The sequence below is a fragment of the Prosthecobacter algae genome (assembly GCF_039542385.1).
Lineage (GTDB): Bacteria > Verrucomicrobiota > Verrucomicrobiia > Verrucomicrobiales > Verrucomicrobiaceae > Prosthecobacter > Prosthecobacter algae.
Genome location: NZ_BAABIA010000001.1, coordinates 591,295 through 604,954, shown reverse-complemented (window position 1 = coordinate 604,954; position 13,660 = coordinate 591,295). Strand labels below are relative to the sequence as shown.

General features: G+C 60.2%; 13 protein-coding genes. 2 read left to right on the top strand and 11 right to left on the bottom strand.

The features are described 5' to 3' along the window. Nucleotides 1-59 precede the first annotated feature (59 nt). Genes ABEB25_RS02375 through ABEB25_RS02330 form a run of 10 tightly spaced genes read right to left on the bottom strand, consistent with a single transcriptional unit; the run spans nt 60 to nt 9,853 of the window. Nucleotides 60-1,286 (bottom strand): type II secretion system F family protein, encoded by a 1,227-nt coding sequence (locus ABEB25_RS02375; RefSeq protein ID WP_345734779.1) that lies wholly within the window; start codon nt 1,284-1,286, stop codon nt 60-62. An 18-nt stretch (nt 1,287-1,304) separates the two neighbouring features. Then, nucleotides 1,305-1,784, bottom strand: coding sequence for a type IV pilus modification PilV family protein (locus ABEB25_RS02370; RefSeq protein ID WP_345734778.1), 480 nt, complete (start codon nt 1,782-1,784; stop codon nt 1,305-1,307). Next, nucleotides 1,781-3,370: a hypothetical protein gene (locus tag ABEB25_RS02365; RefSeq protein ID WP_345734777.1), complete on the bottom strand. Its 1,590-nt coding sequence runs from the start codon at nt 3,368-3,370 to the stop codon at nt 1,781-1,783. The genes ABEB25_RS02370 and ABEB25_RS02365 overlap by 4 nt, the downstream gene beginning before the upstream one ends. A gap of 9 nt (nt 3,371-3,379) precedes the next feature. After that, on the bottom strand, nt 3,380-4,378 hold the full coding sequence (locus ABEB25_RS02360) for a pilus assembly FimT family protein (protein WP_345734776.1): 999 nt from the start codon (nt 4,376-4,378) through the stop codon (nt 3,380-3,382). Next, on the bottom strand, nt 4,375-5,106 hold the full coding sequence (locus ABEB25_RS02355; RefSeq protein WP_345734775.1) for a hypothetical protein: 732 nt from the start codon (nt 5,104-5,106) through the stop codon (nt 4,375-4,377). Before ABEB25_RS02355 ends, ABEB25_RS02360 begins: the two co-directional genes overlap by 4 nt. Nucleotides 5,107-5,135: 29 nt before the next feature. Continuing rightward, a complete protein-coding gene (locus ABEB25_RS02350) occupies nt 5,136-5,717 on the bottom strand; it encodes a hypothetical protein (protein WP_345734774.1) in 582 nt (193 codons plus the stop codon). Between the two features lie 19 nt (nt 5,718-5,736). Then, a complete protein-coding gene (locus tag ABEB25_RS02345; RefSeq protein WP_345734773.1) occupies nt 5,737-6,288 on the bottom strand; it encodes a hypothetical protein in 552 nt (183 codons plus the stop codon). Nucleotides 6,289-6,307: 19 nt separating this feature from the next. Continuing rightward, complete coding sequence (locus ABEB25_RS02340; protein WP_345734772.1) at nt 6,308-7,177, bottom strand: hypothetical protein; 870 nt, start codon at nt 7,175-7,177, stop codon at nt 6,308-6,310. Continuing rightward, nucleotides 7,164-8,228 carry a type IV pilus twitching motility protein PilT gene (locus ABEB25_RS02335; protein ID WP_345734771.1) on the bottom strand — a complete coding sequence of 355 codons (1,065 nt, stop codon included), beginning with the start codon at nt 8,226-8,228 and terminating at the stop codon, nt 7,164-7,166. The genes ABEB25_RS02340 and ABEB25_RS02335 overlap by 14 nt, the downstream gene beginning before the upstream one ends. Nucleotides 8,229-8,245: 17 nt before the next feature. Beyond that, nucleotides 8,246-9,853, bottom strand: a complete 1,608-nt coding sequence (locus ABEB25_RS02330) for a choice-of-anchor K domain-containing protein (protein ID WP_345734770.1) — start codon at nt 9,851-9,853, stop codon at nt 8,246-8,248. A gap of 335 nt (nt 9,854-10,188) precedes the next feature. Between ABEB25_RS02330 and ABEB25_RS02325 the strand changes: the two genes are divergently transcribed. After that, on the top strand, nt 10,189-12,144 hold the full coding sequence (locus ABEB25_RS02325; protein WP_345734769.1) for a type II secretion system protein GspD: 1,956 nt from the start codon (nt 10,189-10,191) through the stop codon (nt 12,142-12,144). A 105-nt stretch (nt 12,145-12,249) separates the two neighbouring features. On the opposite strand, the gene ABEB25_RS02320 is transcribed toward ABEB25_RS02325, so the two are convergent. Beyond that, nucleotides 12,250-12,909 carry a hypothetical protein gene (locus tag ABEB25_RS02320; RefSeq protein WP_345734768.1) on the bottom strand — a complete coding sequence of 220 codons (660 nt, stop codon included), beginning with the start codon at nt 12,907-12,909 and terminating at the stop codon, nt 12,250-12,252. 251 nt (nt 12,910-13,160) lie between these two features. Between ABEB25_RS02320 and ABEB25_RS02315 the strand changes: the two genes are divergently transcribed. Beyond that, entirely contained in the window at nt 13,161-13,640 is a 480-nt protein-coding gene (locus ABEB25_RS02315; protein ID WP_345734997.1) for a peptidylprolyl isomerase, read from the top strand. Nucleotides 13,641-13,660 lie beyond the last annotated feature (20 nt).

Here is a 13,660-nt window from a genome sequence, read left to right as displayed (position 1 = left end):
AATGCAAGCTTTTCAAAAACAGCCCCCGACGCACACGGGCGGAGGCTGCCCTGCCACGCCTACTTCTTCTTCAGGATGACATCGCCCAGGCTGAACATCGGGCCATAGATCGCATAGATGAGGAAGCCCACCATGACCCCGAGGATGAGCATCGTCAGTGGCTCAATCAGCTTGTCCAGCGAGGCCGCCATGTTGTCCAGCTCCTCCTCATAGTCATCGGCGATCTCTGCCAGCATCTCCGTGCCAGAGCCCGTTTCCGAGGCCAGCTCAATGAGACCGCAGAGGTTGCGTCCATCCGAGCCTAACCAATGAGATTCCATGAGGAATCCCTCATGCAGCGTGCGCCCCACGCTGATGTGGTCGCGCAGGCGGTTGAAGAACTCCTTGTAATGATAGTGCCAGGTGGCGGAGGAGGTGATCTCCAGCGCACTGGTGAGGCGCACATTGGATTCCGTGAGCATGGCCAGCGTGCGAAAGCCTGCGGCGGAGGCCGATTTCCGCACCAGCATCCCCACCACAGGCAGCTTCAGCACCAGGTCCTGCACCCAGCGCTGGGACATGATCTTGTTGAAGTTCGAAAACAACACATACAGCCCCACCAGCGGGGCCGCCGCCATGTAGGGTTTGTTGATGAACAGATCCGAAAGCGCAATCAACGCCTTCGTGGCAAAGGGCAGGTCCGCATTGAAGCTCGTGAAAAGCTTCGACATCGCCGGCACCAGCGTGAAGCTCATGATGATCACCACCACCACGCCCAGCACCATCACCACCCCGGGATAGATCATCGCACCCTTCAGCTTCTTCAGCGTCTTCGATGACTTCTTCTGCGCCACGCCGATGCGCTTGCACACGCGGGCAAGCTGCCCCGCCTCTTCCCCGGCGATGACCAGGGACAGAATGTCCTCCGTGAAAAGATCCCGAAAGCGGGCGATCGCATCGCTGAATTTCTCCCCCATCGAAATGGCATGGATCACTTCCGCGATCATGCCCTTGTAGCGGGCGGAGGCCACGCGGTTCACCTGCAGGCGCAGGCTTTTCGTCATGCTGATGTTGCGCTCCAGGCATCGGCCCAGGCCAGAGAAAAACGCCCCACAATCTTCAGATCCGCCCTTGGGCGAAGTCAGCCGCTGCAGCTTTTCATCCGGGCCCGTGATGTCCTCGATGGAGGCCGTCTCATTCGCCGCGATGCCGCAGCCGATCAGCGCCTTCTCATGCGTGTCCGTATCCACCATGGAGATGGATTTGTGCCCGGTATTGACATTGGTGATGGTGACTTTCTTCAGCATGAGCGTGGAGGGGGGAAATCAGGGATTCAGTGCGCCCGTGCGCAGGCTGGCAGGCAGGCTGGGGCGGTAGGCCGTGAGCGTGAAGGTGGCCCCCTCCAGCTCCTTCTTCGGATCGGAAGAAACATTCACCGTCGCCGTGATGGCGGCAGATTGTAGTTTGCCCAGGCCCTCAGGCGTGGTGGTGCCGGTCTCGATGAGGTAAGGCGTGCTGTTGATGGCCTCATTCAGCAGGGCACTGTAATTCTGGCTGGGCATCACCGCGCCGATGTTCGTCGCATCCTTGCTGCCCGCAGGGCTGAGGCCCAACTGCCACAGCCGCACCATGTTTTCCTGATAATTGCGGGTGATGGAGACACGCCATGCCAGCTCCTCCTGCACCATCAGGGAACTGGCCAGACTCGCCGCCGCCGCCATACCCACGGAGATGACGGCCCCGGCGGCCAGCACCTCAATGAGGGTGTAGCCACGGCGCAGCAACTGGAGAGAACGGCATTTCATAAACTGGCTGGGGGGATCGGCAGGAAGTACGACTCCAGCCACGCCTCGCGCGGCAGGAGGGATTCATAGCTGGCCCCCACGACTGGCAGCGTGGGCACCGCGCTGTCGGATTGTAGGATGAGGCGGTCACTGCGCGGGCCGGTGAAAATGTTCCGCCAGACGGACCAGTTCGTCATGATGCCGCCGATCCAGCGGATGTCCGTCGTGGCATTTTCGTGCAGGTTCATCAGCACCGGGAAGCCTTCATTGATCAGCGTCATCCGCCAGCGTAGCTCCCGCCCCAGGATCGGATTGCCAGCCCAGGAAAAAATGAGCTCACGAGTGGTTAGGCCGGCCTTCACCTTGGTGCCCAGGATCAGCCGGCGATTGTTCTCATGCTGAAAGGCGATGTTGCGCACCGGCGAGCCGGACCCCTGCACCAGCGTGACGATCACCGGGCTCATCGCCCCTGCGGCTTCATAGTCCGCCGCATTTCTCTGCCCCACAAAGACGATCTGGTCCACCACACGGATGTCCTGGCGGATGTAAAGATGCTTCAGGCTGGGGTTCGCCAGATTCACATACATCGTCCGGAAGGGCACCTCAAAGCCGCCATTCGCATAGTCCGGCGGCGGCACGGGTGGGGCCTGCGTGTCATACTTCGCCATCCAGTATGGCCCGGTCGGCGGCAGGTTGTCCTTATACACCTCGATGTTTTCATACAGCCCTTTGCGGAGCGTGTGGGCCAGCGAGTTCTCCGGATTGTCCGCATTTTCGATGACGTTCAGGAAGCCATCAAAGAGCTTGCTCGCCGCCGCTGAATCCGGCCCCAGAGAAGCAGGCACCACCGCCAGGTTCGAGGGCAGCAGCACCTTGCTATCCAGCCCGGTGCCCGTCACCGGATACCGCGAAACCGAATCGTGAGACTGGATGTAGAGCGACTTCGTCAGAAACGGCAGATCCACCTGGGAGGTGTTCTTCACAAACAGCGATGGCGGGTGCCGCACCACCGTGCGCCCATGCACCTGGAAGGGCGACACATTCTTGTAGATGTTCAGCTCCGTCACGGCGGCCGCAGGCTTCCGGTAGATCACAAACAGATCGCCATTCAGCACCGGGCTGCGGCTTTTCAAAAACTCATGTGCCGCGAAGCTGTCCAGTGAAACATTGTTAGGCAGATCGGCGCGGATAAAGGTCTCATGCGCCAAATACGAGCTTCCTGGGCGCAGCCCGTTCGGGTTGTAAGGGAAGTTCTCCGTCATCGTCAGCGGCGAGGTCAGCACACTGTAAAGGTTCAGCTTTTTCCAACCGTCCTGCGTGTTCAGCGCACCCGCCTTGCCATTGAAAAGAAGGACCGATTTCTTGTCCAGATCCGCCTCGCGGTCAAAGGCATGGTCCATGGAAGTCTGCCAGGCCAGCAGCCGGGAATTTTCCAGGCCGATTCGCCGTTGCATCGCGCTCTCCAGCCAGCTCACCTGGATGGCGCGCGTGCTCATCATCGTCACCCAGCCCGCCAGGAAAAGGCCGCTGCACAGCATCAATATCAGGGCCACCCCCATGAGGGCACCCTTGCGCGGCGAAGCTGGAAGTTGGAAGCGGACTTTCATGGCTAGGTCTCAGAGCGCCGGAAACATCGGCACGGTAAACATGAAGGAGGTGCGGCCCGCCATGTGATTGTAGGCCTGCTGGGGGGTGCTGGTGGGTGCCGTGTTCTTTTGCTCCCCCAGGTGCCGGGCTGCCGGGTCCGGCCACCACATGAAATAGAAAGGCCGCTCAGCCGCCAGCTTGAAACGGTCGATCGCGGTGGACTCACGCAACGCCAGCCGGGTGGAGCGTTCAAAGGAAACGAACAGCGGTGTAAAGCCATCCTTGGCCATGTCCGCCTCCTTGGTCGCCGCCGGATTCGCCGGGGGATAAAACACCGAGTAACCACCGGAAAAAATGAGGCTGTAGTCCACCCCTGGCGGTGGGCCTGCCGGATCCGTATATCGCTTCACACTGGCATGGAATCCCAGCGGCTGGCTGCCGCCTTTGAAACGGATCACATCAATGTCATAGATGGCCTGCACATGCAGGTAGCCCGAGTAGCCGCCGTAGCCCAGGATGAAGACACTGAGGTTTGGCTGGTCCTTCTCACTGCTGGCCCCGGGATTGCGGTAGTTTTGATACTGGCTGGCGGGCACTCCGGCCACACGGATGATGTGCTCACGAAACTTCTGCGAAGTGTCCAGCTCTTCGTCTGTGTCTGGATTGTATTTGATGTAGGCAGGCTTCCAGGTGTTGTCATCCGCACGCGGCAAGCAAAACACCGCCGTGGCACTCAGCACATCGTGGTAAAACTGCTCCCGCAGCTCCTCTGCCAGCGCTAGGCTGCCATAGCTGGGAGCGGAGGCCGTGTTCTGCCGCTTCGTGTCATTGCTGCCGTAAAAACGAACCAGCCGCGTGCTGCCCAGCGGCACTGCCACCACACTCGCCACCTGCGGCTGGCTGCGCACCAGCGTGCCATAGCTCACCACGATCCCGCCCAGCACCAGGGCCGAGAGGGAGAGGACCATCAGCAGCTCAATGGAGGTAAAGCCGTAGCGCCGCCGCAGAAGCTGGTGGGGAATGCTCATTTAGCCGGAGACGGACGGTTGCCAAACAGCATGCGCAGCACGGAGGCCGCAGGCGCATCCGAAGGCGGCGACGAAGAAGATTTTTTCGGTGCCGCAGCGGGCGCGGCTGGCGGCGTGGCAGATGAAGGGGCAGGTGGCGGGGTCTCCACAGGCTGGGCACGCGCCACCATCGGCTCACCATCCGCCACCGGACGGGACAGGGCGGAAACATCGGGCCGCCGCACCGTGCCCATGCTGCCGCCAGCCGCAGGGTCCGCCCCTGGCGAGGTCGGCATGCGGTAACGGACCGAGGGAGAACCATCCACCGGAATAACCAAAAGTTTGGGTGGCAGCCCCGTCGGTTTTTTCTCCACCCACACCAGCTCGATGGCGGCCGACGTGATGGACTTCACCCGCAGTGTCACCTGCTGGTCTGGGATCACGGGCGGCACGTTCATTCCCTGCTCCAGGCGCATCCCGCCCAGCATCACCCGCACACCGCGCAGGCCGCTCACGGCCCCGCCCACAGGCATGCGCAGCAGCATGTCGCGCACCTGGTTTTCTTCCGTGTCACCCTCGTCGTCCACAGCGCCATCCGCCGCCGTTTCAAAGGGGTTGTTCTCCTCGGGCTTCACCAGCTCGGGCGTTTTTTCATCGGGCAGGATCAGCGCGTATTGCACGCGCTCCGTCCCCTCCCCTTCCACCTCTTCCTGGGCATGGAGGCCCAGGGTGGCAGCAAGCAGGAGCATGAGAGATAAAATGCGTTTCATGGGGGAAATCAGGCTTTCTTCTTGGTCTTCTCGCTCGCTGAAGGATCCGAAGCCAGGTTGATCAACGGGGTCTCAAAGGACACGTCCAGGCGTAGCTGCCGGGCCGTGCTGCCACCCGTGATGCGGCAGGTTTTCACTCGGGCCAATGGCAGGCGCTTTTCCACATCACCCAGCCAATTCAGCACCTTGGCAAACTCATCTTCGATGACCACCGTCGTCAGCACCGTCTTCGGGATCACCTTGTTATCACGCGAGGTTTTCACCTCCGTCTTGCGGGACCTCACCAGCGAGATGCCGCGCTCGCGCAGGCTGAACTCGATCGTGCTTTCCACTTCCTGCTCCGTCTGCGCCTTGTCCACATGCGGGCTCCAGGCCTGCAGAAACCGGCGGACCTCCTCCGTCTCCGCCTTGGTCCTAGCCGTCAAAATCTCCGCCGTCTGCCGCGCCCCTTCCGCGCTGAACGCATCCTGCGCAGCCATGTCCGCAGACTTCTTCATCGCCCCCACCTTCTTGTGGACGATCTGGCCAAAATAAGTGACGCAGCCGATGAACATCATCAGCACGACACAGGCGAGTTGTTTGGGATTCATAAAAGGATTCGGAAAAAGGTCACTGCTCCTGCCGCACCAGCGTGGAGCGATATTCGATGAGATCCCCAGACTTCGTCTGCTGGGGCGAGTAGGAACGGTAGTTCAGGCGTGAGATGCTGCTTTCGATCAGCCCCACCTCCGTCACCGAGCCGCCATTGATTTTCATCGCCAGGGAAAGGTTTGCAGGCACCTGGTCACTGCGCTCGATCGTCAGGTCAGAAATCCGCACCTCCGGTGGGATGGCCCGCGCGATGGCGACGCTGATGGGCTGCAGGTTGCGCGCCCCTTCCATCCACTTGGCCACCTCCTCCGCCTTGGCGGTTTCAGCATCCAGCGCGGCCTTCTCGTCCCCCATCTTTTTGGTCACCGCCTCGTGCTGCTTTTTCACCTCTTCGGAGGCGATCTTCTGCTGCTGGGCATGCTTGTAGGCCATCCAGTCCATCGTCATAAAATAGGCCCCACCGACAAGCGCCAGATAAAAGGCCACCGGCACCATCTTAAAGGAGTTCGGCAGCCGCTTGGACGTGTCAGTGCGCGGCGTTTTGAAGTCGTGGCAAATGTAATCGGACATGGGAATTCTATGGCTAAAGTTAATGAAGGCCGAGGATGCGCCAGAGCAGGTCTTCCTGTGTCAGGTCCTTGGTGCCCAGGCGCTCCAGGTGAACAAAAAGTTCGGAACGGAATTTCGCGTCCTGCCCGTCGCCCATGAAGTACACTGGGCTGCCTTGCGGCACCTTTTGCACCAGCGGGCTGATGATTTGCAGGCAGGTCTCCACCGCATCCGGCCCCAGGCCGCTGCGGCAGCGCAGTTCCTTCCACTGCCCGTCCTGCTGCACCAGCACTGCAATGGAGCCCTCGCAGGCGACGATGAGGATCATGTTCTGCGGCACCGCCCCGCGCATCTCCGCATACAGTTGGTGGATGGCATATTCCGACAGGGCAAAAAGGCCGCAGCACACCCGCCCGGGCCGGATGCCAATGGTCTTCAGCACATCCTCCGTCACCTTCACCATGCTCTCCTCACAGGCCAGCAGCATGCTGGCGGAGCTTTCCGGATGGTGGCAGATGGCATAGCGCTTGCCACGGTCGAACTTCGGCCCCAGCACCGCGCGCGGATTCGTGCGCAGCAGATGCACGCAGTTTTCTCCCCGCATCATGTTGTTCTCCAGGCTGACGATGAAACGGTTGTTCACGGAGACCACGCACCAGCCTCCATCCGCCATCTGCCGCCATTCATCGGCGCGCTGCGGTGCCACGTCGGAGAATTCACCCTCCATGACTCCGCCGTCTTCAAAGCGGCCTTTCTTGTTGATGCCTCGCCAGCTCGTCTGGTTTCGGCTCACGTTCAGCAGCAGGGTCTTGCGCCCTTCAAAGCGCCGGCCCCAGGGTACGCTGGCATCATCCGCCTCCGGTTTGAAGGCGGCAAAGCTCAGTACAGATTTGATTTCATCCAACAGCATAAACGGAAGTCAGGTTTTCTCGGGATAGGAAGTCATAGACCTCATGTTCGGCGTAGCCGGTCTTGCGCGTTTGGGAGGGTTTCCACCCGTCCTGCTGGCGAAAGCCCAGGCACCTTTCAAAGCTCATCATGCCGCGCGTGAAGCCCGCCTCGAGCTCCTGCTCCAGGTTCTTGAACTCACCGCGCCGGATCATGCCGCACACCGAATCATACGGCAGCAGCAGTTCATGAATGGGGAAGCGTTTGCCTCGCGCCTCATCAAAGAGCAGGCGCTGGCAGAGGATACCACGGAAGCTGTCGGCAAAGGAAAGCATGGCGTTTTCCATGCGGTCGCTCGGGATCAACTTCAGGTAACGCTGCACCGTCTGCGCCGCGCTGGAGGTGTGCAGCGTGGCCACCACCACATGCCCCGTTTCCGCCGCCTGCAGGGCGATCTCTGCCGTCTCACCATCACGGATTTCCCCCACCAGGATCACGTCCGGGGCCTGACGAAGAGCAGCGCGCAATGACTTGTTAAAGTCCAGCTCATCCGTGCCGATCTCACGCTGAGACACCAGCGAAGGAATGTCCGAGGGATAAACGAACTCAATGGGGTCCTCAAAGGTCAGCACATGCTCCTGGCGGCGTTTGGCACGCTCCAGGATCATCGAGGCGATGGTGGTGGACTTACCGGAACCCGTGGCCCCGCACACCAGAAACAGGCCGTTCTTGGCCTCCAGGAAAGCCTTGATCGCCGCAGGTGGCACCATCAGTTTGCTGATGTCCGGGATGTTTTCCGGCAGCAAGCGCATGACCCAGCGCGGACGCCCGCGGGTGACCATGCGGTTCACACGGTAACGGCGGCTGCCCAGCACCAGCGCATAGTCCACGCACCCGGCGGTGAACTCCAGCGGCCGCTCCGGCTGGTAGATGAAGGAATCAAAGAACAGTTTGCCGTTCCGCCGGTACGTCAGCGGCTCCCAGGGCGTGATGTAAAAGTCGCTCACCCCGGCATCCTTTGACAGATGCAGCATGCGATAGCCCAGTTGGCTGCGTTCGTTGATGTCTTCCATGGAGAGATGATAAAAAACTATTTGTTAGGCACAAAGCGGCCTCGCAGAAGTGCGCTGGCAGCGGCCCCTTCAAACACAAGAAACTGGTTCCCCTGCGCCACACCGGCACCGGGATCCGTCGTGGCCCAGCCCAGTTCCAGGCGGTATTCCACCCCATCCACCGTGACGGTGAAGTCGGTGCTCGGATTGCGCAGTTCCACGATGTCCGCGCTGGACAGACGGTCGCTCGTATTTTCCGTGCTCACCAGGCCCAGATTGATGTGCACCACCGCGCTGTGCGCTGGCTCTGAAAGCCCCAAGTTGATGCTCAGCGTGACCCCATCGGACTCACTGTTGTAAAAGGTGGTCCCGTTCAGCATCACCAAGTCCCCCAGGGCAAACCAGACATTGGGTACGACGGTCTCAAAAGGCTTGGGGTCAAAGGTCAGCACGTTCTCCACCCCGGCATCCAGAAACTCCCCGTTCCCGAGATCCAGCTTCGTGTTGCCATGCTTGAAGGTAGACTTGTCGTCGCCGTTTTGAACATTCGTGACTAGGCCCGTGCCACCCGTCGCATTCCCCCAGGTCCCCGTGCCCGAGCCGGAAAAGCCGGAAACCAGGCGGAAGTAGGAAGCCGAGGCCACGCTGCTGTTTTTATAGAGCGCCGTGTCCGTGGCCAGATTGCGCGCTTCCAGCTTATCCGCAGATCCCACGATGATCGGGGTGCCCGAGTAAGGAGTCCAGGACCCGGCATTCACCCGGTATTCCAGGCGGGATCCTGCGGCTGGCGCACCGTTCGGGCTCAAAAGAACCTGGCCAGGAAAAGCAGCGAAGGCAAAGGTACCGCCGGAAGGGCTGATGCCCGGCCGTGGCAGTTGCGTGGCCGTCGGTGGGGAAACACCGCCGCCAGGGTCGCCACCGCCCCCGCTGCCACCACCGCCCGTGCCGCCACCACTTCCACCACCGCCCCCAGTAGGGTCGGTCGGTGGCACGGGCGCACTTGCCAGTGGATTGAAGGGCGAGGAAACACCGGAGCCATTGTTGCTGCCCGGACTGTTGTAGGAGGCCGTGCCTGATTTGGAATGTCCCCACACCCAGCCCTGGTTCTTGCCGCTGCCCACATTGTAGCGCACGGCGCTCACCGTCCGGGGTTCCGTGCCAGGATCTGTCCCGGCCAGGGTCTCATCCAGGTAAAATTCACTCACAGCCACACCACTCCCCTTGGTCATTTCAAAGCGCATTTTGCTGCTGTTCCACTTAGCACGCTCCTGGCCGCTCTTTTCCGGCTCGGATGTCACCCGGGCACGCAGGCGGATATCAATCAGCCTTCCAGAAGCCGGGCCCGTGTGGCGCTTCCACTCGACCTGTGGCCGCGTGCGCTTCAGCTTGTCGAGGACCCTCTGCGCGTCCGACAGATTCTTCAGGTCGCCCCCATCAGAACTGTACACTGCCAGCATCTGATTCAGCGTGGCCACATCGGAGGACAGCTTGGTATTCCGCACCGCCACGGGCTGCTGGCCCACCAGAGTCAGCACCACCGTGGCCAGGACCCCCAGCATGGCGATGATCACCACCAGCTCCATCACCGAAAAGCCCTGCCGCTGCCCAGGATGGGAGCGCTGGCGGAGAGAGGGAGGAGGGAGCACGGAATCCATATTGATTATGGTAAATAATTAAACCCAGCGAAATTTATACCCCAAATTCATGAGAAGCAATGTTTTTCCATATTTTCCATAAATTTGCTTTCATGATACACTCAAAGTCCATACATTAAGACCATGAAGCACTTCGCGTTATCGCGAGGCCTCAATAGTTAGGCTTTCCAAAAAATAATATCCTCCCATTGATAAATAACATTTGAGTGAATTAACCAAAGCCACTATATTTATCATAACCCGCTTTTTCAATGCACACTCTGCGCCCACTTTTTTGGATCCTCTGCCTCGGGACATGCCTTGTTCTTCGCCCTGCAGGTGCGCAGATGAGCAGCCCCTCCTTCAACTTCTCCTCTGCCGTGTTCGAGGCGGAAGCTCAGAAGCTGCGGGATGCCCCGCCACAGCAGTATGAGTTTTCCAACGCCATCCTTTCCGATGTGCTGCGCTTTCTGGCCACGGATGCCGGGATGTCCTTCTTTTCCCTTCCCAATGACAGCCCTGAGGGCTCCCGCCAGGTCACCTTCACCATCAAGGCCAGCCCCTTTCGCGTGCTGGAGACCCTCTGCAATGCCAACCAGCTCGCCATCATCCCTGACAATGGCATCTGGTACATCCGGCCTGCGGATGACAAAGAACTCATCGGCAAATCTTACCAGATCCGCCACAATGCCCTTGAGCGTGTGGACCGCGTTAATTCCGGCTCCGGCCTCAGCCTCACTCCCGTGGGGGGCTCCGGCGGCGGTGGTGGGGGTGGCGGCGGCGGTGCATCTGCGGGGGGCGTGAATCTCCAGGGAAACCAGGAAACCTTCTCCGTGCGCCGCAGCGAAATCATCAATGACATCCGCTCCCTCCTCAGCCTGCCCACCGAAGAACAGGAAACCAGCAGCCAGAGCGGCGGTGATCTCGGCTCCATCGCCGGTGTCGGTGGCGATCCCACCAAGGCCATGAACTCCAACGAACTCAGCGCCTTCCGCAAACCCAAAGTCATCTGGAAGTCCGACTCCAACACCCTCTACATCGTCGCCACCCGCCTCCAGCACATGTGGGTGGAAGGCTTCCTCGAAATCGCCGACAAACCCCAGACCCTCATCGCCATCGAGGTGAAGTTCATCGAAACCACCCGCGATCCCAAACGCGAGTTCGGCATCGACTGGACGGGTACTTTCGACACTGGCAACTTCCGCCAGGTCAACCAGGTCACCGAAGAAATCGACGAAGACACCGGTCGCCGTTCCATCCAGGTGGAGTATGACAACGTCGCCACCAATGGCGGCTACCGGGCCGACCTCACCAACCTCCTCAGCCCCACCAACTTAAATGCTGCCGGAGGTGCCCTCGGCTACCCAGCCTTAGGCATCCTCAGTTCTCAAGACATCAATGTGAAACTCCGCGCCCTCCTGCGCGATGAGGAAACGCAAATGACCTCCTATCCCCGCATGGTCACCATGAACAACAGCGAAGTCTCCTTCCGCAGCGTAGTGAACCAGCCCGTCCTCGATGGCACCGCCTCCGCCACCGTCGGCGCAGGGGCCACCACCACCTCATCCATCGCTTACCTGCCCATCGGTACCGTGCTCAACATCCTGCCCAAGCGCATGGAGAATGACAAAATCCTCCTCAACATGGCAGTGACGGTTTCCAGCATCATCAGCACCGAGATCATCAATGGCAACCCCTACCCCGTTGCCTCCTCCCGCGTTTACAATGCCCCTGTCGAGGTCAATTCCGGCTATACCGTCGCCGTCGGCGGCCTGGATGAAGCCCGCGAGCGTGAAGGCAAAGCCGGCATCCCTTTCCTGCACAGCATCCCCGTTTTGGGCAAGGCCTTCAAATACGACAGCAAGAGCAAGAACCACAAGAACCTCATGCTCTTCATCACCCCGCAGATCATCGACGCCCGCGACGGCGGCCTGCCCAATGAACCGCAGTCCGTCATCCCCCAGCGCCCAGACAAAATGCTGCCGAAAATCCCTCAGGTGGATCCTAACAGTGGGGCCATCATCGGCGGACCCGAGGCCCTGCCCAACGCCGTCTCCTACCTCACCCGCGAGACCGACATCCTCCACCACACCATCTACGAAGGCCGCATCACCGCCGATGAAAGCCGCAAGGTGAAGGAGCTGAAAATCGCCGTCGAACAGCTCGCTGCCCAGTGCGAAGTCCTCCAGCAGCAGTATCCCGCCCAGGGAGCCCTCATCTACAGCAATCAGCAGCAGCTCAAAGGCCTGCTTGATCGCAACCAGCAAATGGCCCGGCTCCTCTTCTCCAAGAAATACTTCTGAGAAGGCCGCCGCAGATTCCACGGCAGTTCATCTTCAAAGTCTCAAGAAAAACGGGGTGTCCCAGGGAAAGTTCCCAGGACACCCCGCTTTGCATTTTCAGCAAAATTAGCGCGAACGACGACGATCCGAAGATGCCGCAGGTGCACGACCCACAGATGCTGGAGCCGAACGGGCCGAAGCCGTCGTCACCCGAGGAGCCGAACGCATGCTAGGCGCAGGGCTTGAACGCATCGCCGGGGCTGGCCGAGATTGCACACGCGGTGCCGAACGCATCGTCGGCGCGGGCGAGGTAAACGAACGCGAAGCCCGTGAAGAGCTGCTGGAAGGACGCGTCAACTGGCGGGGCGAAGGCAGCGAAGGCGTCAGCGGCGCACGACCTACCGAACCTCCCAGGGAAGAACTCGGGCGGCTCACCCGAGAGGCATATCTGGAGCTGGCGGACGAAGACCGGTAATAGCCGCCGTCGTGATGGTCATGGTGATCGTGATGGCGGTGGCGGTTGTAATAGGAGCCGCCATAGCCGTAACCGGGAAAGAATCCCCCACCGCCAAAGCCCAGGAAACCGACGCTGGTATAGGCAGGCGCGTAGCCGTAGCCGCCGTAGCCATACCCGCCACCGTAGTAGGGGCCATCATCCACGTAAACAGTGCCGCCCACAGGCGCGACCCCGGAATAACCGTAACCATACTCATCGTAGTTCACACAGGAGCTAAGGGCGGCGGCACACAAGACCACCCCAGCCAGAGAAAGGAATTTTGTTTTCATAACTGAAGCTCAGACGCTGGAATGTTCTGCATTATTCAAAAATGGCCGTTCTTTATGTCACCCCCTGCCATTTGCCCGATGCCGACATTCCCCTTTGCAAATCCGGCCTCTCCATGCCTCATTCAAGCCCCAACTCTATGAAACTCAATTTTCCGCTTCTTGCCGCCCTCGCAGTCACGTTTGTCGGCTCGACCGGTTTAACCCCAGCCCAAGAGACCCCTGTGAGCGAAACCAAACCAGTGAAAGTCGTGATGGAAACCAGCAAAGGTACCATCGAAATCGAGCTCGACGCCGCCAAGGCCCCGAGCACCGTCGCCAACTTCGTCAAATACGTGAAAAAAGGCCACTATGATGGCCTCATCTTCCATCGCGTGATCCCTGACTTCATGATCCAGGGCGGTGGCTTCACCGCTGACATGCAGCAGAAGAAGACGGATGCCCCCATCCAGAACGAAGCCGCCAACGGCCTCAAGAACGTCAAAGGCAGCCTCGCCATGGCCCGCACGCCGGACCCACACAGCGCCTCCAGCCAGTTCTTCATCAACCTCAAGGACAACAGCTTCCTCGACTATCCTGGCCAGGACGGCTGGGGCTACTGCGTCTTTGGCAAAGTCACCAAAGGCCTTGAAGTCATCGACCAGATCGCCGCTGTGCAGACCACCTCCAAAGGCGGTCATCGCGACGTGCCTGCTGAAGCCGTGACCATCAAGAGCGCCAAGGTCAGCGAATAATCTTCGCCGTCCCTTTCCAG